Raw genomic sequence first — 18,601 nt, forward strand, 5'->3', positions numbered from 1 at the left:
CGGCCGCCCGCCCCGTGCCCCGAACTTGCTGACCCCGCAAGGAATCCGGGGCCGCCACACGCACGTCCGCGGGTTCAAGCAGCCCGGCCCGGGCCGGGCGGTTCACCAGGTCGACATCATTTCCCCGGCAGCGGATTGTCGGCCTTTCCGTGGACCCGCTCCAGCACGACGACGGGGATCTGCCGGCCGGACATCGCCTCGAACTCGGCGAACTTCGGAATGAGCGCTACCGTTTTCGCCCAGATCCGCTCACGCTCCGCGCCCTCCGCGAGCCGGGCCACGACCGGCACCGTTTCCGTGCCCACCTCGACGGTGGTTCGCGGATTCGCCATGAGATTGCGGTACCAGGCCGGATGCCGCGGGCTGCCGCCGTGCGTGCCGAAGACGGCCCAGCCATCGTCGACCAGCTGATAGAATAACGGGCTGATCCGCTCACGCCCGGTCTTGGCCCCGGTGTGGTGCACCAGGATCGGCGGTATGCCCCAAGCCTCGCCGAGGCCGGGAACCGGCGGCGGAACGGGGCGGCCAGCGGCGAATTCCTCGTCGCTGCTCCACGCCACATAACCGGCGTTCGCGCGGAACTCGGCGATGATCCGCTGATTCCAGTCAGCGAGGTCGATGGCCTCGTTCGCGGTGGGCTTGGACGGGTCGGACATGGTTTCCCTCACTATCCGGAGCACGTGCTCCTGAAAGTAGCACAGGGCGGAGCAAGTGCTCCGGATAAGGCGGTATGCTGGCCGCATGGCAGTGGCTGGACCGGAAAGCACCACCCGGCGTCGCGCACCGCGCGTGGACGCGATCCGCAACCGGGAGGCGATCGTCGAGGCCGCCGCGGCCGCGCTGGCCGAACAGGGCACCGCGGTGGACGTGCGCGAGATCGCCCGCCGCAGCGGGGTGGGCATGGGCACCCTCTACCGGCACTTCCCGAAGAAAGAGGATCTCGTCCACACGGTCCTGCGCCAGGAATTCTCGAACTGGGCGGAATCCGCGCGTCAGGCGGCGATCGACACCGAAGACCCCTGGGCCGCCCTGACGGACTTCTACCAGCAGGCCCTGACCGGCTGCGCCCGGCACCGCGCGATCATGGAGAACTTCGCGCTGAACTGCTCGGCCCCCGACACCGACGCCGACGGCATCCGGCAGCTTCGCCTCGTCATCGAGAAACTGTGCGACCGCGCCGTCGCCACGGGCCTGCTGCGCCCCGGCGTGACCGCCGACGACCTGATGCTCCTGCTGGTCTCACTGGGCCACGCCGTCCAGATCACCGACGAGGACAGCCCGCAGCGGTGGCACCGGCTGCTGCGCATCTCGCTCGACGGCCTGCGCGCCGACCACCGCGAGCCCCTTCCCGGTGAACCGTCCACTCAGGACTGAGAACCAGGCGCTGGGAACTTCCCCGGCAGCCGCTAGGACTTCCGCGGCGCCGGCGGTTTCCGGTCCTCCGGGGAATCCGGGACGACCGGTGCGGGCTGGGCGGGCGGCTGCGGGGCGGGCGAAGCCCCGGCCGGATCCGCCTGGGGCGGCGGGCCGAAGTGGTCCCGGCACCAGCGGCCGTACCGCCTCGAATTCGCAGTCATCGCGTCACCTCCTCCCGGGTCCAGCGGTTCACCACCAGGGTCCCCCGCAACCGGTGGCGGCGCCAGCCCATTACCGGCACTCAGCCGACCGGGTGGCGGCCCTCGCGATCCCTTACCTCCCGGTCGGCCACGACGGCCCCGGCGTTACGGAGATCCGGGCCGGCGGCGGCACTCAACCGGCAGCGGGCGCGGCCTCGATGGCCAGCACGGCGATGTCGTCGTGGCTGGAGTTGCCCAGCCACTCCCGGACGGCTTCGCGCAGCCGCCGCACGACCTCGCGGGCGGGCAGGCCCACACAGTCGGCGAGCACGGTGAACAAGCGCTCGTCGCCGAACAGCTCCGCGGACTCCGTGCGGTTGCGGGCTTCCGTGACGCCGTCGGTGTAGAGCAGGCAGACGTCGCCCTCGTCGAGATGGGTCACGGCCTCGGCGAACCGGGCCTGCGGCGAAATCCCCACCAGCGTGCCGGGCACGCTGACTTCCTCGACCCCGCCGTCACGGCGCAGGATCAGCGGCGCGGGGTGGCCGCCGGAGGCGAGCGTCAGGTCCAGCCCCGACTCGGCGGGCGCCACCGAACCCAGCACCAGCGTCGCGAAACGATTGCTGCCGGTCGCGATGAGGAGTTCGTTGAGCAGGCGCAGCAGGGTGCGGCCGTCCCGTTCGACGAGGTGCAGCGCGGCGAGCGAATGGCGTACCCGGCCGGAGAGCGCGGCCGCCTCGGCGCCCTTGCCGCAGATGTCGCCGACGAACAGGAAGGCGCTGCCGTCCTCGCGGCCCAGCACGTCGTAGAAGTCGCCGCCGACGCCGAGCACGCCGCCGGCCGGCTCGAACCAGATCTCGAACCGCGCGCCGTCCACGTCCGCGGGCGGCTGCGGCCGCAGCGTGGACTCCAGCCCGCGCGTCGCCTCTTCCTGGCGGGCGTAGCGCTGCGCGTTGGCCAGCGCCGTCCCCGCCGCCTTGGCGAACATCGACGTCGCGCGCGCCTGCCCGGAGCCGAACGCCGGCTCCCCGCGACGGCCGATCAGCACCGCGCCGGTCACGCCCGAGCTGTCGGCGACACCGAGCGAAACGACGGAAACCTCGGTGTGGCCGGGGAACCGCTCGGCGACGACCGCGGGCAGCGCGGTCACCTCCTCCTCCGGCACGTGCCGCACCTCGGGCACGCCGACCGCGGCGAACGTCTCGGCGAGGACCGGCGCGAGCTGGGCCGGGACCCGGCGGATCCGGCCGTGGCCGGGCGCGGCGTGGTCCTCGGCGCTCCACCACTCCCAGCGGCCGCGGGTGGTGGGCAGCAGCACGAACACGCACTCGCCGAGCGCGGCCGCGGCCAGTTCGGCGATCACCCGCGCCGTGCCGTGCCGGCCGCGCGCGGCGGCGAGCTTCGGCCCGGCGGCGGCGAGGAACTCTTCCGGACGGCGCGGGCTGTCGTCGACGACTGTCCAGGCGTGCCAGCCTTCGGGCAGGGCGCGGACGTGGGCGGCGCGGTGCTGGCCGCCCGAGTCGATCCGGCCCGTGGTCTCCGTCACGCTCACCAGCACGGGCGCGACGCCCTCGGGTCCGAGCGCCTTGGCCGCCGTGTTCGCCCAGCGCAGCGAGCCGTCGGCGTCGGTGACGAACACCGGGTCACGCACGTCTTCGAGCATCGGCCGCCAGAAGCCGCTGTACTCGGGCAGGCCCTCGGCGGGGGCGCCGGGTGGCCGGGCCGACGCCGGGGCGGGCCGTGACACCATGCACGAACCTCCTGCCTCCGGGTCGACCGAACTTTCCTGGTTCTTCAAGGTTGGCACAGTGTGCGCGGGCGGACTGGCTCGAAGTGTAGGGCGAACCGTGGCACGCTGGGTCGACGACCATGCCCGGCACACGCATGGTGGAGAGGTGCGGCTGAAATGACAACGCGATCCGAGCGCGACGAGCTCGCCGGGCCGGACGGCATCAGCGCCGGTGAACACGCTGCGCTGGAACGGCTTCTGGCCGCCGCCCGTGACCTCGGGGAGGGCAACTTCCGCCGCCGGCTGGTCGCCCACGGCGACGGGATCACCGCGCAGCTCGCCACCGCGTTCAACGACATCGCCGAGCGCAACCAGCGGCTGGTGACCGAGCTCATGCGCGTGCGCACCGCCGTCGGCCAGGAGGGCCGGCTCACCGAGCGTGTGCGCGCCGAGATCGGCCCCGGCGGCTGGACCACCGCGGTCGAAACGGTGAACGGCCTGATCGAGGACGTCAGCAGGCCCGTGGTGGAGCTGGACCGGGTGCTCGGCGCCGTCGCTTCGGGCGACCTGTCGCAGCCGATGGCGCTGCAGCTCGAAGGCCGTCCGCTGCAGGGCCAGTACGAGGGCCTGGCCAAGACCGTGAACGGGCTGCTCGCGCAGCTGTCCCGCTTCGCCGCCGAAGTGATCCGGCTCTCCCGCGAGATCGCGGGAGAGGGCCGCCTCGGCGGGCAGGCGGAGGTGCCGGGTGTCGCGGGCACCTGGCGCGACCTCACCGACTCCGTCAACTTCCTCGCCGACAACCTGACCGAGCAGGTCCGCAACATCGCGCAGGTGACCACCGCCGTCGCGCGCGGCGACCTGACGCAGAAGATCAACGTCGACGCCCGCGGCGAGATCCTGGAACTCAAGAACACCATTAACACCATGGTGGATCAGCTGTCGTCATTCGCCGACGAAGTCACCCGGGTCTCCCGGGAGGTCGGCAGTGAGGGACGGCTGGGCGGCCAGGCCCGCGTGCCGGGCGTCGCCGGCACCTGGCGCGACCTCACCGACTCGGTGAACCTGATGGCCGACAACCTCACCGACCAGGTCCGCAACATCGCCCAGGTGGCCACCGCCGTGGCCACCGGCGACCTGACGAAGAAGATCGACGTCGACGCCCGCGGCGAGATCCTGCAGCTCAAGAACACGCTGAACACCATGGTGGATCAGCTCTCCGCGTTCGCCGACGAGGTCACCCGCGTGGCCCGCGAGGTCGGCAGCGACGGGCGGCTGGGCGGCCAGGCCGAGGTGCCCGGCGCGGCCGGCACCTGGCGCGGGCTGACCGACTCGGTGAACCAGATGGCCGACAACCTCACCGACCAGGTCCGCAACATCTCCCACGTGACCACCGCCGTGGCGAAGGGCGACCTGACGCAGAAGATCACCGTCGACGCCCGCGGCGAGATCCTCGAGCTCAAGACCACGATGAACACGATGGTCGACCAGCTCTCGGCGTTCGCGGACGAGGTCACCCGCGTGGCCCGCGAGGTCGGCACCGAGGGGCAGCTGGGCGGCCAGGCCACCGTGCCCGGCGTCGCGGGCATCTGGCGCGACCTCACCGGCTCGGTGAACTTCATGGCCAACAACCTCACCGCGCAGGTCCGCAACATCGCCCAGGTCGCCACGGCCGTGGCGCGCGGCGACCTGACGAAGAAGATCGCGGTGGACGCGCGCGGCGAGATCCTCGAGCTGAAGACCACGCTGAACACGATGGTGGATCAGCTGTCGGCATTCGCCGACGAAGTCACCCGCGTCTCCCGTGAGGTCGGCACCGAGGGCAAGCTGGGCGGCCAGGCCGCGGTGCCGGGCGTCGCCGGCACCTGGAAGGACCTGACCGACAACGTCAACTTCATGGCCAACAACCTGACCGACCAGGTGCGCAACATCTCGCAGGTGACGTCGGCGGTCGCGAAGGGCGACCTGACGCAGAAGATCACCGTCGACGCCCGCGGCGAGATCCTGGAACTCAAGAACATCCTGAACACGATGGTCGACCAGCTCTCGGCGTTCGCCGACGAGGTCACCCGCGTGGCGCGCGAGGTCGGCACCGAGGGCAAGCTCGGCGGCCAGGCCCAGGTCCGCGGCGTCGCCGGCACCTGGAAGGACCTCACGGACAACGTGAACGTGATGGCCGACAACCTGACCGTGCAGGTGCGGAGCATCGCGAACGTCGCCACCGGCGTGGCCAACGGCGACCTGTCGAAGAAGATCTCCATCGAGGCCCAGGGCGAGGTCGCCGGGCTGGCCGACACGCTCAACAGCATGGTCGAGACGCTGCGCGCCTTCGCGAACGAGGTGACGCGTGTTTCGCGCGAGGTCGGCACCGAGGGCATCCTCGGCGGCCAGGCGCGGGTGCCGGGCGTGGCGGGCACCTGGAAGGACCTGACCGAGAACGTCAACTTCATGGCGCACAACCTGACCAGCCAGGTCCGCAACATCTCGCAGGTGACCACGGCCGTCGCGCGCGGCGACCTGTCCAAGAAGATCGACGTGGACGCCCGGGGCGAGATCCTGGAGCTCAAGACCACGATGAACACGATGGTCGACCAGCTCTCGGCGTTCGCCTCGGAGGTCACGCGCGTGGCGCGCGAGGTCGGCACGGAGGGCAAGCTGGGCGGCCAGGCCGAGGTCGAGGGCGTGTCCGGCACCTGGAAGCGGCTCACCGAGAGCGTGAACCAGCTGGCCGGCAACCTCACCACGCAGGTCCGCGCGATCGGCCAGGTCGCCACGGCCGTGACGGCGGGCGACCTGACCCGGCACATCACCGTGGACGCCTCCGGTGAGCTGGCCGACCTCAAGGACAACATCAACCAGATGATCGCGAACCTCAAGGAGACCACCTCCGCGAACCGCGAGCAGGACTGGCTGAAGACGAACCTCGCGCGGCTGTCCGGGCGGATGCAGGGCCACCGTGACCTCGCGTCGGTGGCCGCGCTGATCCTGTCCGAGCTGGCGCCGCTGGTGAGCGCGCAGCAGGGCGCGTTCTTCCTGGCCCACGACGACGGCGCCGACCCGCACGCGAAGGTGCTCGACTGCATCGCCGCGTACGGGCTCGCGCAGTCGCGCGCCGGGCTGCGGTTCGCGCTCGGCGAGTCACTGATCGGGCAGGCCGCCGTCGACCGCCAGACCATCCTGGTGCGCGCGGCCCCGCCGGAGTACGCGCTGGTCTCGTCCGGGCTCGGCGCGGCCCCGCCGGTGAACGTGATCGTGCTGCCCGTGCTGTTCCAGGGCGAGGTGCTGGGTGTGCTGGAACTGGCGTCGGTCAACGAGTTCTCCGGCGTCCACCTGGACCTGCTGGAGCAGCTGCGGCACACCATCGGCGTCAACGTGAACACGATCCTGTCGAACTCCCGCACGGAGGCGCTGCTGACCGAGTCGCAGCGGCTGGCGCAGGAGCTGCGCGCGCGCTCGGAGCAGTTGCAGGCGCAGCAGGGCGAACTGCGGCGGTCGAACACCGAGCTGGCCGAGAAGGCGGCGCTGCTGGCCCAGCAGAACCGCGACATCGAGGTCAAGAACATCGAGATCGAGCAGGCGCGCCAGGAGCTGGAGGAGCGTGCCGGGCAGCTGACCGTGGCGTCGCAGTACAAGACCGAGTTCATGGCGAACATGTCGCACGAGCTGCGGACGCCGCTCAACAGTGCGCTGATCCTGGCGAAGCTGCTGTCGGAGAACCCCGAGGGGAACCTGACGGAGAAGCAGATCCAGTTCGCGAAGACCATCTGGGCGGCGGGCAGCGACCTGCAGCAGCTGATCAACGACATCCTGGATCTGGCGAAGGTCGAGGCCGGCCGGCTGGAAGTCGCGATGACCGACGTGACGCTGCCGGAGCTGGTGAACTACGTCGAGTCCCTGTGCCGCCCGCTGACGGCGGACAAGGGCCTGGAGTTCGCCGTGCTGATCGACCCGCCGGTGCCGGGCAGCGTGCACACCGACGAGCACCGGCTGCAGCAGGTGCTGCGCAACCTCCTGTCCAACGCGGCGAAGTTCACCGACGAGGGCGGCGTCCGGCTGCACATCCGGATGGCGACGGCCGAGGAGGTCGAGCAGCAGTCGCTGCGCGCGGCGGCGGGCATCATCGCGTTCGCCGTGGCGGACACCGGCATCGGCATCCCCGAGGAGAAGCTGGCGATCATCTTCGACGCCTTCCGCCAGGCCGACGGCACGACCAGCCGCAAGTACGGCGGGACGGGCCTGGGCCTGTCCATCAGCCAGCAGCTCACCGAACTGCTCGGCGGGGAACTGCGCGTGCACAGCGAGCCCGGCAAGGGCAGCACGTTCACGCTGTACCTGCCGGTGGGAGCGGCGAACCTGATCGCGCCGACCGCGCCCGTGCGCCCCCGGCCGAAGCTGCCGGTGCTGCCGAGCACCATCACCGTCGCCGAGCCGGACAGCGTCCCGAAGCGCTTCCACGGCGAGAAGGTCCTGATCGTGGACGACGACCTGCGCAACGTCTTCGCCCTCGCCGCGGTCCTGGAGCAGGCCGGCCTGGAGGTCATCTACGCCGACACGGGCGTCGCGGGCATCCGGGCGCTGGAACGGCACGAGGACACGGCGCTGGTGCTGATGGACGTGATGATGCCGGAGCTGGACGGAAACGCCACCATCGCGGCCATCCGGGCCGAAGCCGCGCACGAGGACCTGCCCGTCATCGCCGTCACCGCGAAAGCGACGGCCGAGGACCGCGAACGAACCCTGGCCTCGGGCGCGGACGACTACATCACCAAACCGGTCGACACCGACCTGCTACTGGACGTGATCGCGCTCCGCCTGGAAGCCGACGCGGCGTCCGCCTCGGAGAACCCGCAGGCAGACGACCATTCGAACAATGGAGCGGGTGACGGGAATCGAACCCGCGTAGCTAGTTTGGAAGACTAGGGCTCTACCATTGAGCTACACCCGCAACGCCCCGGTCGACCCGGCGGCGCGCCCAGCTTAGCGTGAGGGCTAGGCTGTCCAGGCACACCCCCTCCGGACGCGTGTCGGGCCGGGTGAGCACCGGGATGTGGCGCAGCTTGGTAGCGCATTCGCTTTGGGAGCGAAGGGTCGCAGGTTCAAATCCTGTCATCCCGACCATAGGGGCTGGACCTGCGGGTTCAGCCCTTTTTCGTCTCCTGTCTCCGTTGTTGCCCAGCTGCGGAGTCCGGCGCCGTAGTGGGTACCCCCTGTCGTGACGTCGGAGCAACGAAGACAAAGAAGCGCGCCCCCTCAGAACGGGGAAGCAGTCCTGTGGCGGGGCGTCTCGCCCGCGCCGTCATCGGGACGGTTGTGGCTCCTACGAGCGGCGGTGTTCGCACCGAACGCGGCCAGCGTGGTCATCGGGTTCACGCTGGGGTGGCCGTGGCTGGCGCAGGTCGCCATCTACGGGCCGTTCTGGGTGGTGTGTCAGGCACAGCTGGAGAAGAGCACGCTCACCCGCGGCCGCTGCCTGGTCACCAGCGAACGCGTCCTCGTGGAAGGCAAGTTCTTCTGGTTCTCCATCCGCCGCGGCGAGTGGCTGCGCGACCTGGTCGGCCCGGCCGTCCGGGTGCGCCGAGGGAACGAGTTCGTCGAGTTCGGCGACCAGAAGGAGCACGTTCTCGCCGGCCACCGGTACAACGGCGTGGTCGTCGCGCCATTGCAGCTGCACATCGGCCCCGAGTCACAAACCGTGCTCGGCATCGTGCGGCAAGCCCAGCGCCACGCCCGTTCGGCGCCGCCCCGGCCGGCTTGAGCACAGTTCCGGAGCAGCAGCCCGATCGGACTGCGGTCGCGGCCGTCCAACCGGGGCGACGTGACCGGACCACGGGTTGAGCCGCAGGATACGTTCGGCGTTGCCGTGCGCCACTCGTGCTTTGTCGGCGCGGGCGAGTGAGGCCGTGTGCATGAACTCGGCCGCCTGTTCGCTTGACTCGAACGGATAGTCGATCGAGAACATCACGTTGTCGATGCCGATGGTCTGGATCGCGTCCATCAGCGCCGAGTGTGAGAACACGCCGGACGTCGATGCGGAACAGCTGGGCGGGCAGGAGTTCGCCCATGTGCCCCATGATGATCCGGGCGCCGGGGAACCGGTCGAAGACGCCGCCGAAGATCAGCCGCAACGCGTGTCCGCCGGGTTCGGGTGGATGTACAACGCGATCCCGAGATCCTGCACGGCCTCCCATAACGGTTCGTACCGCGGCTCGTCCAGGTAATGGCCGAGCGTGTGGTCGTTGACGAGGGCGCCGCACAGGCCAAGTTCCAGCACGGCGCAGTTCGGCGACGGCCTGGTCCGGATCCTGCCGGGGCACCGCGGCCAGACCTTGGAATCGGCCCAGGTGTTCGCTGATCACGGTCGCGAGGAAGTCGTGTGACGGAAGGAATCCGCTCAAGTGGCGGCTGCGGACATGAGGCCGGCGCAGAGCAGCCGAAGGTAGGCGTCAACCGCGGCTGCCCGCCGTTCGGCAGGGTGTTCGTTGACGGCGTGGATCAGGCCGCACAACAGTTTCAGCATGTTCTCGCCGGTCAGCGGCGGCTGTGGATGGGCCCGGCCCAGCAGCCGGGAGGTCGTCTCGACCAGTTCGGCCTTGGCTTGCCGCAGGGAGTCCCGCTCGTCGCCGACGGTGATCAGGACGGCGAACAGCCCGGGGCTCCCCAGCGCCACCGTCAGGGCTGCGCCGAGGAAGCCGGCCAGGGCGCGCTGGGCGTCCGGTTCGCGTTCGGCCTCGGCGGCCAGGCGATTGAGCTCGGCCACCGAGTCCTCGACCACGGCCTCCAGCATCGCCCGCTGGGTGGGGAAAAGGCGGTAGACCGTGCCCACCCCGACACCCGCCCGCCGGGCGAGCGCGTTGAGGGTGAGGTCGGTCTCCCCCGCGGCGACGGCTTGCCTGGCCGTTTCGAAGATCTTCTCGTTGTTGCGTGCGGCGTCGGCCCGCATGTCTCCTCCTGCACCGGCAAGACAAGTCGATAGATTATCGGATTTCCGTGCTACGGTGATTCGGATAGCTTATCAACTTTTGGCTGAGGAGTGGCATGACCATCGTGTTCGTCCACGGTGTCCCCGAGACACCGTCGATCTGGAACGCAGTCCGCGGGCTCATCCCCAAGCCCAGCGTGGCGCTGCGCCTGCCCGGCTTCGGCAGCCCCCGGCCGGCCCACCTGCGCGACAAGGACGGCTACGCCACCTGGCTGGCCGAGGAGCTGCGGACCATAGCCGGGCCGATCGACCTCGTCGGTCACGACTGGGGCGGCCACCTGACCATGCGGGTGGTCTCCGCCTACGAGGTTCCCGTCCGCAGCTGGGTTTCCGACGTCGGCTACGGCTGGCACCCCGATTACCAGTGGCACGAGGCCGCCGCCCTGTGGCAGAAAAGCCCCGAGGGCGAACAGTCATTGGCCGGGCTGAGGGAGGCCGCCCCCGGCAGCGGGCACACCTTCGGCGACCTGCTTCAGCCTCGCGGCATGAGCCCCGAGCTGGGCCGCGAGGTCGACGCCGTCCACGACGAGGAGATGAGCGCGGCCATCCTCGCCCTCTACCGGTCCGCGTGGCCCAACTTCCACGCCGACTGGGGCAAGGACCTCAACGGCCCCGTGCCCACCCCCGGGCTCCTGCTCGCCCCGACCGGGGACCCGATGGCCCGCCTGGACCTGGAGCAGGAGACGGCCGCCCGCCTGGGCGCCGAACTCCACGAACTGGACGGGCTGACCCACTACTGGATGCTCCAGGATCCCGAACGCGGGGCGCGCGTCCTCCGCCAGTTCTGGGCCTCCCTCGACTCGTAACCCGCTGATTGGACGATTCGTCCAAGGTTGGATAGACTATCCGTACAACCTTGGACGAACGTCGCAGAGCAGGAGACCCCTGGTGCCAGCCGAGAAGGCCAACGAGAACGGCGATGAGCACCTCCTCGCCGAGGCCGAGAAGATCGCGGTCGCGCTGGGGCGGATGTTCCCCGGGATCTGCGAGGTGGTGCTGCACGATCTGCGCGATCCGGCGCACGCCATCCGCGCGATCGAGAACAACCTGTCCGGCCGGCAGGTGGGCGACGCGGCCACCGAACTCGGGCTGGCGCGCATCGAGGATCCGGGCTACCCCAGCGTCATCCAGAACTACGCCAACCGGTTCCCGGACGGGCGGCCCGCCAAGAGCACCTCGATCGGGATCAAGAACGCGGCCGGGGAGTACATCGCCGCGCTGTGCCTGAACCTGGACGTTTCGACGCTCTCCCCCGTCACGCTGGCGTTGTCCAACCTGGTGGCGATCGACCCGGAGCACCACGACGTGCCGCTGGAGACGTTGCGCGACCGGACCCGCCGGGAGCTGCGCGAAGTCGTCGAGACCGCCGCGGCCGAGCGTTCCTCCACGCCGCGCGCGCTTTCCCGCGACGCCAAGAAGGACCTCGTCCGCCGGCTTTACGACGACGGCTACTTCGATTCCCGCAACGCCGCCCAGGCCATCGCCGACCTCCTCGGCATTTCCCGCGCCAGCGTCTACGCCTACACGAAATGAGCCCGATGACCGTCACCACCGCCGACTGCCCTCAGCTGACCCCGCCGGGCGGCCATTACTCGCACGTCGCCGTCCACCATGGTGTCGCGTACCTCTCCGGACAGCTTCCCCTTACACCAGAAGGGACTCCGCTGGCCGGTGAGCCCTTCGAGGTCCAGGTCCGGCAGGTGCTGGACAACCTCGACGCGTGCCTGGCCACGGCCGGCAGCAGCCGCGAACAGCTGCTGTCGGTCGCCGTGTACGTGACCGACATCGGCGACTGGCCGTCGTTCGACCGGCTCTACGGGGCGTGGCTCGGGACGGCGCGGCCCGCCCGCGTGGTCGCCGGCGTTCAGGAGCTGCACTACGGATCCGCGGTGGAGGTGCAGGCAATTGCCGCCGTCGGCTGATCCCTTCGCGGGCCCGGACACCCCGTTCGCACTGCTCGACGTCGCCAAGGTCAAGCGCAACATCGCCCGGCTGGCCGCGCACACCGGCGAGCTCGGGGTCGCCCTGCGCCCGCACCTGAAGACCGCGAAGTCCCTCGAAGTCGCGGCCCTGGCCCACGGTGGCGAGCCCGGCCCGATCACCGTTTCGACGCTGGCCGAAGCCGAAGCCTTCGCCGACGGCGGATACCGCGACATCCTTTACGCGGTCGGCATCGACCCGCACAAACTCCCGCGCGTGCTCGCCTTGCTGCGACGCGGGATCAAGCTGAGCATCCTCCTCGACAGCACGACGCAGGCCTGCGCGGTGCGGGATGCGGCGGCCGCGGCCGGGATGCCCATCCCGGCGCTGATCGAGATCGACTGCGACGGGCACCGCGGCGGCTTCCCCGTCGACCACCCCGCGCTGGTCGAAACCGGCCGGATCCTCGCCGAAAGCGGCAGCCTCGCCGGAGTTCTCGCGCACGCCGGCGAGTCCTACTTCGCCCCGAGCCTTGCCGGACAACGCGAAGCCGCCCACCACGAACGGGACGTCGCCGTCGCCGCCGCGCAGCTGTTGCGCGACAACGGACTCGAGGTCACCACCGTCAGCGTCGGATCCACCCCGACCGCGCACGCGGCGACGGACCTCACCGGCGTCACCGAAGTCCGCGCCGGCAACTACGTCTTCTTCGACCTGGTGATGGCCGGCCTCGGCGTCTGCGCGGTCGAAGACCTCGCACTGTCCATTGTGGTCACCGTGATCGGCCATCGCCCGGACCACGGGTGGATCCTCACCGACGGCGGCTGGATGGCGATGTCGCGCGACCGCGGCACCGCGCAACAGGCCGTCGACCAGGGCTACGGGCTCGTCACCGACCTGGCCGGCACCCCGATCCCGGGCCTGCTGATGACCGGAGCCAGCCAGGAACACGGAATCCTCTCCGGCCGCGACGGCGCGGTGCTGCCCGATCTGCCGATCGGCACCCGGCTGCGCATCCTGCCCAACCATGCCTGTGCCACCGCGGCACAGCACCGGGGTTACCACGTCATCGACTCCGGCGGGGCCACGCCCGCGATCCAGGCGTTCTGGGAACGCGTCAGCGGCTGGTGATCCAACGCTCCACATTGTCCTCGACCGCGGTCAACGGCAGCGCGCCGGAGCCGAGGACGAGTTCGTGGAAGTCGCGTACGTCGAAGCCGGCGCCCAGCGCTTGTTCGGCCCGCTCACGCAGCTGCCACAGCTTGCGCCAGCCGAGCCGGTAACCGAGGTGTCCTCGGCCTGGTGTCCAAACCGGACCCGTTGTACCGGTACCGGCCGATCGGGTTCTGCCGCGTCGGCGGCTCGTAGTACCCGAAGGACATGCCCGCTTCAAGGGCGCGCCGGTAATTCGGGCTCACCACCGTCGAATCCCGCCTCCGCGCGTACCTCCGCCACCTGTTCGAGCCCGAGTTCGTGTACTTCCTCGGGGGTGATGGCGAACGTCGCGTGGCTGGCGACCAGCTGCCGGTACGCCTCTTCCCCGCCGGGGTACTGAGCCAGGCCGACGCGATCGACGGCCGTCTCCTCCGCCGGGCCGCTCAAGTCGTTCGAGTCTGGGCAGCTCGCCCATCGGGAGCCACCTCGAGATGTCGCGTCCGCCTCGCCGCGGCCGCGACATGTGTCACCCGCGCCGGGCTCAGCGGTAGTTGTTCCAGAGCTTCCTGATCGTGGCCCAGGTCGGCTTCGGGCCGGGCAGCGGCGTGGCGTTCGGGGCGCGCAGGCCGTCCAGGACGATGCCGAGGGTGCGCCCCCGCAGCGTCGCCGAGCGCATCCCGTCCAGCTCCGGGTGGCTGCGAAGCTCAGTGAGCAGCAGGACGACGTCGTGGGCGGTGATGTCCGCACGCAGGACCCCGGCGGACTGGGCGTGTGTCACCAGGCGCTGGACCTGGTCGCGCGCCGCCCGGCTGGCAGCCAGGATCTCGTCGGTGACCGGGAACGCCTTGCCGGGCGCCGGGGCGCCGGACAGGCCCGCGTCGAGGCAGGCGTGGAGGAACGACGTGAAACCGTGCCACGGGTCCGGGTCGGCGAGCCCGCGCAGCGCCTCGACCCCGGTCTGCACGATGTTGTGCTTCAGCAGCTCGCGCATCAGGTCCTCCTTCGCCGGGTAACGGCGGTAGAGGGTGCCCATGCCGACGCCGGCGCGGGCGGCGATCGCGGAGACCGGGGCGTCGGCGCCGTGCTCGAGGAAGACCGCGCGGGCGGCGGCCAGGATACGGTCGTCGTTGCGGAGTGCGTCGGAGCGGCGGGCCATGGCGAAAGACTAGCCGAGACCCGCGCGGGGAGTGTTAGAGTGAAGCGGAACGGAGCGCTCCGCTCCGTACTGGAGGGAACCCATCGTGACCAGCAGGATCTTGCAGGGACGGACCGCGTTCGTGACCGGGGGCAGCCGCGGGATCGGGGCGGCGATCGCGCGGGCGCTCGGCGAGCACGGCGCCGACGTCGCGGTGAACTACCACTCGAACGCCACGGCGGCCGAGGCCGTGACCGCGCACGTCATCGCGAACGGCGGCAAAGCCGTTGCGGTGCAAGGGGACGCGGGTGACGCCGGCGACGTCGAGCGGATGACCGAGCAGGCGCGGGCCGCACTCGGGGACATCAACGTGCTCGTCTGCAACGTCATCGGCGACACCCGCGCGCTCGGCGCGCTGTTCCGCGCGTCCGGGTCCGTTGTGGACACGATGGACCGGGTCCGCGGCGTCCGCGAGGTCACCACGACGGCACTGGACGCCGCGCTGCTCCCCTGTCACTTCGTCGTGCCGCAGATGCGACGGCGCGGCGGCGGGTCGATCGTGTTCATCGGCGCGTCCGGCACGCACTCCTCGACGCCGGGGCTGGCGGAGCTCTCCGTGGCCAAGAGCACGCAGGACGCCGTGGCCCGCTCGCTCGCGGTGGAACTGGCGCCGGACGGCATCCGCGTCAACACCGTCGCGCCCGGACTGGTGCCGACCGACGCGAACGCCGGGCCGCACCAGGAGCAGATGATCCAGCGGGTCGAGGGCGTCACCCCGGCCGGCACAGTGACCACAGTGGACGAAGTGGCCGACACCGTCGTGATGCTGGCCGGCGACCTCGGCCGCCGCGTCACCGGTGTCTTCGTGCCCCTGGACGGCGGCCGGACCCTGACCTGATCAGGCCTGACGCGCCGTCGCCATCGCGCGCTCGGCCTCCCAGAACGCGCGCATGGACTTGATCAGCCCGTCGTCGCCGACGCGGTAGACGAACACCCCGTCGGTGTCGACGCGGTAGCCGCCCTGCAGGAACGTGGTGATGGTGCCGACGTTCGCCACCTCGCCGCCGGCGGCGAACGAGTCGCGGATGACGAACTCGAAGCGCTCGACGTGCGCGATGGTCTTGTCCCAGAACGCCCCGATGCCCTCGTGCCCGGCGTGGCCCTGGCCGGTCTCGTCGAGCATCGACGAGCCGACCGGGTCCTCCACCAGGGCGTCGGGCGCGAACAGCGCCAGCCAGCCGTCCCTGTCGCCCGCCGCCACCGCCGTCATCGAGCGGTACGCGGCGACGCGCGCCGGCGGCTGCTCGGCCGCGGTGTCCCAGCTGACCTCGACTCCCATGTCACTCCTCGAATTTCGCGATGACCTCGGCGCCGAACTTCCGGATCGCGTCGAGCTTCGGGCCCACCTCGGCGTCGAAGCCGACGCCTTCGAACACCCACGGCATCGTGATGATGTCGGTGACGCCGGCGTCGGCCTGCTCGTGATAACCGTCGAGGCCGAACCGGTCAATGCACACGGCCTGGTACTCGAACGGGTCGTTCTCCCGGCCGCGTTCGGCGAGCAGCTCCTTGAGCCGCGCGATGGTGGTGCGCAGGTCGTCGAGCTTCATCATCGCCGAGGACCAGCCGTCGGCGACCCGCGCGGCGCGGCGCAGCGCGACCTCGGTGTGGCCGCCGATGTAGAACGGCACCCGCTTCGGCGGCGCCGGGCTCATCTGCAGCTTGTCGAAGTCGAAGAACTCGCCGTGGTACTCGACCATGCCGCCGTCGAGGATCAGCCGCATCGCGTCGATCGCCTCGTCCACGCGCTTGCCGCGCTTCTCGTACGGCGCGCCGCACCACTCGAACTCCTCCGGCGACCAGCCGACGCCGAGCCCGAGGCCGAACCGGCCGCCGGTCAGCGCCGCGACCGAGTTCACCTGGCGGGCGAGCAGCACCGGGTTACGCGAACCGAGCTTGAGCACGGAGGTGTAGAACTCGATGCGCTCGGTCACCGCGCCCATCGACGCCGTCGCGACCAGCGGGTCGACCCAGGGCGTGTCCGCGGTCCAGAACCGGCTGCCGTCGGGTGTGTACGGATAGTCCGCGGACACCTGCTCCGAGTAGAACAGCGAGTCCGGCAGGACGATCGAGGAGAAACCGGCCTCCTCGGCGGCGCGGGCCAGCTCGCCCAGCTGATCGAGGGGGTTCATCGCGATCGACAGGGAGAACTTCATGCCCGGACTATAACCTGTTCTACTTTGCCTGGCCATCGGCCGAGCGGGGTGCTCCCCGTCACTTCCCGGGAACCTCCCGAGTACTGTCCGCGTTGTCCGGTTCAACAGGTGGCCACGCGGCCACCGCGTCAGCTGAACACGTGGAGTGACCCATGGGCACCGCGATCCTGTTGATCGTGCTCGTTGTCGTCGTAGTCGGCGGCGGGCTGTACTTCTCCCGGTCACGAGCCGCCGCGCGGCAACGCGAACTGGACGACGCCAAGGCCGACGCGCGCCGTCTCGTCGAGCGCCTCGGCGGCCAGGTGCTCAACATCAGCGGCACCGACACGGCGTCGCAGCAGGCGATGGCCGACGCGAGCGAGCGGTACAACGCGGCCGGGTCGCAGATGGAGCAGGCCAACACCGTCGAGCAGGCCCGGCTGGTCAAGGAGACCGCCGTCGAGGGCCTGTACTACGTGCGCGCGGCGCGGCTGGCGATGGGCATGGACCCCGGCCCCGAGCTGCCGGAAGAGGCCGAGCGCGAGCGCGCGGGCAAGGTGACCGAGCACCGCGCGGTGGACGTCGAGGGCGAGCACTACGAGGCTTCGCCGGAACCCGGCCAGAACACCCCGTACTACTACCCCGGCGGCCGCGTGGCCGGGCGTCCGGTGCCGCAGGGCTGGTACAGCGAGCCGTGGTGGAAGCCCGCGCTGGTCGCCGGCGCCTGGGGCCTGGGCTCGATGTTCCTGTTCAGCGCGATGTTCTCCGGTATGGGCGGCATCGCCAGCGCCTCGGCCTGGGAGTCGGGTTACGACGCGGGCCAGCAGGACGCGCTCGACTCCGGCGGCGACGCGGGCGGCGACGGCGGCGGGGCCGATGGCGGTGACGGCGGCGGCTTCGATGGCGGCGGCGACGGTGGGGGCGGCGACTTCGGCGGGTTCGACGGCGGTGGCTTCGACGGGGGCGGCTTCAACGGCGGCGGGTTCGACGGCGGCGGGGGCTTCGACTTCTGACCCCAGCTCGGCCGAGGGCCCCGCGGCACCCGTGCCGCGGGGCCCTCGTGTCTACATCGGACTCGTCTACATCGGACTCAGCCACACCGGACTCAGCCGGTGATCGGGCGGATCCCCATCAGCGTCCCGGAAAGGTGCGAAGCGCCCTCGCTGCACAGGAACGCGGCGAACGGCACGATGTCGTCGGACTGTCCGACGCGGCCACCCGGGTAGGTGGCGCTCACCCTGGCGATGTGCTCCTCGCTCGCGGCCACGCGCATGCCCGGCGTGTCCGTGAGGCCCGGCGCCAGCGCGACGGTGCGGATGCCCTGGCCGGCCAGCTCCTGGTGCACGACGTTGCTCAGCAGGTGCACCCCGGCCTTGGTGGCGCCGTACGGGGCGCCGCCGGGGCGGGTCTGGGTGCCGGCCATGCTGCCGACGTAGATGATCCGGCCCCCGCCGCCCCGGATCATCACCGGCGCGAAGTGCTTGGTCACCAGGAAACAGCCGATGAGGTTGCTGTCGACGATGCGCCGCAGGTCCGTCATTTCGAAGTCCAGCACCCGCATGGAACCGGCGGGCGGCATCCAGCCGGCGTTGCTGATCAGGGCGTCGACCCGGCCCCAGTGCGCGTCGACGGTCTCGGCGGCCGCGCGGACCTGGTCCTCGTCCGAGACGTCGGCGACGACGCCGAGCGGCTTCGGCGCGCCGGGCACCTGGGCGACGATCTCCTCGACGGTGCCGGCGGCCTTGGCCTCGCTGCGGGCCACCACCGCGATCCGCGCGCCCTCCGCCGCCAGGCCGAGCGCGAGCGTGCGGCCCAGGCCCTGGGCCGCGCCGGTGATGACGATGACCTTGTCGCGGATGTCCACCTGCATGGTGCGCTCCTTCAATTCGTGGTCTCCAGCCTAAGTTTAGTCTCTAGCCTAAACTTGGGTACGCT

Annotated in this window: 19 protein-coding genes, 2 tRNA genes and 1 pseudogene; 10 read left to right on the forward strand and 12 right to left on the reverse strand. The window is 70.7% G+C overall.

Annotated features, from left to right (window positions below; all coding sequences use genetic code 11):
- Positions 1-116: 116 nt before the first annotated feature.
- A complete protein-coding gene (locus OG943_RS23160) occupies positions 117-656 on the reverse strand; it encodes a nitroreductase/quinone reductase family protein (RefSeq protein ID WP_328611895.1) in 540 nt (179 codons plus the stop codon).
- Positions 657-741: 85 nt separating this feature from the next.
- On the opposite strand from OG943_RS23160, the gene OG943_RS23165 reads away from it, so the two are divergent.
- Complete coding sequence (locus tag OG943_RS23165) at positions 742-1,374, forward strand: TetR/AcrR family transcriptional regulator (RefSeq protein WP_328611896.1); 633 nt, start codon at positions 742-744, stop codon at positions 1,372-1,374.
- A gap of 32 nt (positions 1,375-1,406) precedes the next feature.
- Here OG943_RS23165 and OG943_RS23170 read toward each other — a convergent pair whose 3' ends face one another.
- Together OG943_RS23170 and OG943_RS23175 are read right to left on the reverse strand one after the other, a co-directional pair.
- A complete protein-coding gene (locus OG943_RS23170; protein WP_328611897.1) occupies positions 1,407-1,577 on the reverse strand; it encodes a hypothetical protein in 171 nt (56 codons plus the stop codon).
- Between the two features lie 172 nt (positions 1,578-1,749).
- Positions 1,750-3,306 (reverse strand): PP2C family protein-serine/threonine phosphatase, encoded by a 1,557-nt coding sequence (locus OG943_RS23175; RefSeq protein ID WP_328611898.1) that lies wholly within the window; start codon positions 3,304-3,306, stop codon positions 1,750-1,752.
- 156 nt (positions 3,307-3,462) lie between these two features.
- Here OG943_RS23175 and OG943_RS23180 point away from each other — a divergent pair, with 156 nt between their 5' ends.
- Positions 3,463-8,202, forward strand: coding sequence for a HAMP domain-containing protein (locus OG943_RS23180; RefSeq protein WP_442874805.1), 4,740 nt, complete (start codon positions 3,463-3,465; stop codon positions 8,200-8,202).
- On the opposite strand, the gene OG943_RS23185 is transcribed toward OG943_RS23180, so the two are convergent.
- Positions 8,154-8,227: transfer RNA gene (locus tag OG943_RS23185), tRNA-Gly, on the reverse strand. The two genes, OG943_RS23180 and OG943_RS23185, sit on opposite strands and share 49 nt — an antisense overlap.
- Before the next feature lie 96 nt (positions 8,228-8,323).
- On the opposite strand from OG943_RS23185, the gene OG943_RS23190 reads away from it, so the two are divergent.
- Together OG943_RS23190 and OG943_RS23195 are read left to right on the forward strand one after the other, a co-directional pair.
- Positions 8,324-8,400: transfer RNA gene (locus tag OG943_RS23190), tRNA-Pro, on the forward strand.
- A gap of 211 nt (positions 8,401-8,611) precedes the next feature.
- A complete protein-coding gene (locus OG943_RS23195) occupies positions 8,612-9,037 on the forward strand; it encodes a hypothetical protein (RefSeq protein WP_328611899.1) in 426 nt (141 codons plus the stop codon).
- On the opposite strand, the pseudogene OG943_RS23200 reads toward OG943_RS23195, so the two are convergent.
- Positions 8,966-9,638: pseudogene (locus tag OG943_RS23200) on the reverse strand (amidohydrolase family protein). The gene OG943_RS23195 and the pseudogene OG943_RS23200 overlap by 72 nt on opposite strands.
- A gap of 35 nt (positions 9,639-9,673) precedes the next feature.
- A complete protein-coding gene (locus tag OG943_RS23205; protein WP_328611900.1) occupies positions 9,674-10,222 on the reverse strand; it encodes a TetR/AcrR family transcriptional regulator in 549 nt (182 codons plus the stop codon).
- 95 nt (positions 10,223-10,317) lie between these two features.
- Here OG943_RS23205 and OG943_RS23210 point away from each other — a divergent pair, with 95 nt between their 5' ends.
- The 4 genes from OG943_RS23210 (at position 10,318) to OG943_RS23225 (ending at position 13,312) form a co-directional block, all read left to right on the forward strand.
- A complete protein-coding gene (locus tag OG943_RS23210; RefSeq protein ID WP_328611901.1) occupies positions 10,318-11,067 on the forward strand; it encodes an alpha/beta fold hydrolase in 750 nt (249 codons plus the stop codon).
- An 82-nt stretch (positions 11,068-11,149) separates the two neighbouring features.
- On the forward strand, positions 11,150-11,794 hold the full coding sequence (locus tag OG943_RS23215; protein ID WP_328611902.1) for a helix-turn-helix transcriptional regulator: 645 nt from the start codon (positions 11,150-11,152) through the stop codon (positions 11,792-11,794).
- 5 nt (positions 11,795-11,799) lie between these two features.
- Entirely contained in the window at positions 11,800-12,183 is a 384-nt protein-coding gene (locus OG943_RS23220) for a RidA family protein (protein WP_328611903.1), read from the forward strand.
- On the forward strand, positions 12,167-13,312 hold the full coding sequence (locus OG943_RS23225) for an alanine racemase (RefSeq protein ID WP_328611904.1): 1,146 nt from the start codon (positions 12,167-12,169) through the stop codon (positions 13,310-13,312). The genes OG943_RS23220 and OG943_RS23225 overlap by 17 nt, the downstream gene beginning before the upstream one ends.
- Here OG943_RS23225 and OG943_RS48415 read toward each other — a convergent pair.
- The 3 genes from OG943_RS48415 to OG943_RS23235 form a co-directional block, all read right to left on the reverse strand.
- A complete protein-coding gene (locus OG943_RS48415; protein ID WP_442874767.1) occupies positions 13,299-13,574 on the reverse strand; it encodes a DUF885 family protein in 276 nt (91 codons plus the stop codon). The genes OG943_RS23225 and OG943_RS48415 overlap by 14 nt on opposite strands.
- Complete coding sequence (locus OG943_RS23230) at positions 13,571-13,783, reverse strand: DUF885 family protein (protein ID WP_328611905.1); 213 nt, start codon at positions 13,781-13,783, stop codon at positions 13,571-13,573. Before OG943_RS23230 ends, OG943_RS48415 begins: the two co-directional genes overlap by 4 nt.
- A 94-nt stretch (positions 13,784-13,877) precedes the next feature.
- Positions 13,878-14,492: a TetR/AcrR family transcriptional regulator gene (locus OG943_RS23235; protein WP_328611906.1), complete on the reverse strand. Its 615-nt coding sequence runs from the start codon at positions 14,490-14,492 to the stop codon at positions 13,878-13,880.
- Between the two features lie 85 nt (positions 14,493-14,577).
- Here OG943_RS23235 and OG943_RS23240 point away from each other — a divergent pair, with 85 nt between their 5' ends.
- Entirely contained in the window at positions 14,578-15,369 is a 792-nt protein-coding gene (locus OG943_RS23240) for an SDR family NAD(P)-dependent oxidoreductase (protein ID WP_328611907.1), read from the forward strand.
- Here the strand turns inward: OG943_RS23240 and OG943_RS23245 are convergent, their stop codons facing one another.
- The gene (locus OG943_RS23245; protein WP_328611908.1) at positions 15,370-15,810 is read right to left on the reverse strand and encodes a nuclear transport factor 2 family protein; all 441 of its coding nucleotides are present in this window, start codon (positions 15,808-15,810) and stop codon (positions 15,370-15,372) included.
- Between the two features lies 1 nt (position 15,811).
- A complete protein-coding gene (locus OG943_RS23250) occupies positions 15,812-16,687 on the reverse strand; it encodes a TIGR03619 family F420-dependent LLM class oxidoreductase (RefSeq protein ID WP_328611909.1) in 876 nt (291 codons plus the stop codon).
- A gap of 152 nt (positions 16,688-16,839) precedes the next feature.
- Between OG943_RS23250 and OG943_RS23255 the strand changes: the two genes are divergently transcribed.
- Positions 16,840-17,679, forward strand: a complete 840-nt coding sequence (locus OG943_RS23255; RefSeq protein WP_328611910.1) for a hypothetical protein — start codon at positions 16,840-16,842, stop codon at positions 17,677-17,679.
- A 92-nt stretch (positions 17,680-17,771) separates the two neighbouring features.
- Here OG943_RS23255 and OG943_RS23260 read toward each other — a convergent pair whose 3' ends face one another.
- Entirely contained in the window at positions 17,772-18,536 is a 765-nt protein-coding gene (locus OG943_RS23260; RefSeq protein ID WP_328611911.1) for an SDR family NAD(P)-dependent oxidoreductase, read from the reverse strand.
- Positions 18,537-18,601: the final 65 nt, after the last annotated feature.

It is taken from the genome of Amycolatopsis sp. NBC_00345, assembly GCF_036116635.1.
Classification (GTDB): Bacteria; Actinomycetota; Actinomycetes; order Mycobacteriales; family Pseudonocardiaceae; genus Amycolatopsis.

Coding starts and splice junctions, on each gene's coding strand:
- OG943_RS23160 (WP_328611895.1), bottom strand. CDS start 656: ATGTCCGACCCGTCCAAGCCCACCGCGAACGAGGCCATCGACCTCGCT.
- OG943_RS23165 (WP_328611896.1), top strand. CDS start 742: ATGGCAGTGGCTGGACCGGAAAGCACCACCCGGCGTCGCGCACCGCGC.
- OG943_RS23170 (WP_328611897.1), bottom strand. CDS start 1,577: ATGACTGCGAATTCGAGGCGGTACGGCCGCTGGTGCCGGGACCACTTC.
- OG943_RS23175 (WP_328611898.1), bottom strand. CDS start 3,306: ATGGTGTCACGGCCCGCCCCGGCGTCGGCCCGGCCACCCGGCGCCCCC.
- OG943_RS23180 (WP_442874805.1), top strand. CDS start 3,463: ATGACAACGCGATCCGAGCGCGACGAGCTCGCCGGGCCGGACGGCATC.
- OG943_RS23205 (WP_328611900.1), bottom strand. CDS start 10,222: ATGCGGGCCGACGCCGCACGCAACAACGAGAAGATCTTCGAAACGGCC.
- OG943_RS23210 (WP_328611901.1), top strand. CDS start 10,318: ATGACCATCGTGTTCGTCCACGGTGTCCCCGAGACACCGTCGATCTGG.
- OG943_RS23220 (WP_328611903.1), top strand. CDS start 11,800: ATGACCGTCACCACCGCCGACTGCCCTCAGCTGACCCCGCCGGGCGGC.
- OG943_RS23235 (WP_328611906.1), bottom strand. CDS start 14,492: ATGGCCCGCCGCTCCGACGCACTCCGCAACGACGACCGTATCCTGGCC.
- OG943_RS23245 (WP_328611908.1), bottom strand. CDS start 15,810: ATGGGAGTCGAGGTCAGCTGGGACACCGCGGCCGAGCAGCCGCCGGCG.
- OG943_RS23250 (WP_328611909.1), bottom strand. CDS start 16,687: ATGAAGTTCTCCCTGTCGATCGCGATGAACCCCCTCGATCAGCTGGGC.
- OG943_RS23255 (WP_328611910.1), top strand. CDS start 16,840: ATGGGCACCGCGATCCTGTTGATCGTGCTCGTTGTCGTCGTAGTCGGC.
- OG943_RS23260 (WP_328611911.1), bottom strand. CDS start 18,536: ATGCAGGTGGACATCCGCGACAAGGTCATCGTCATCACCGGCGCGGCC.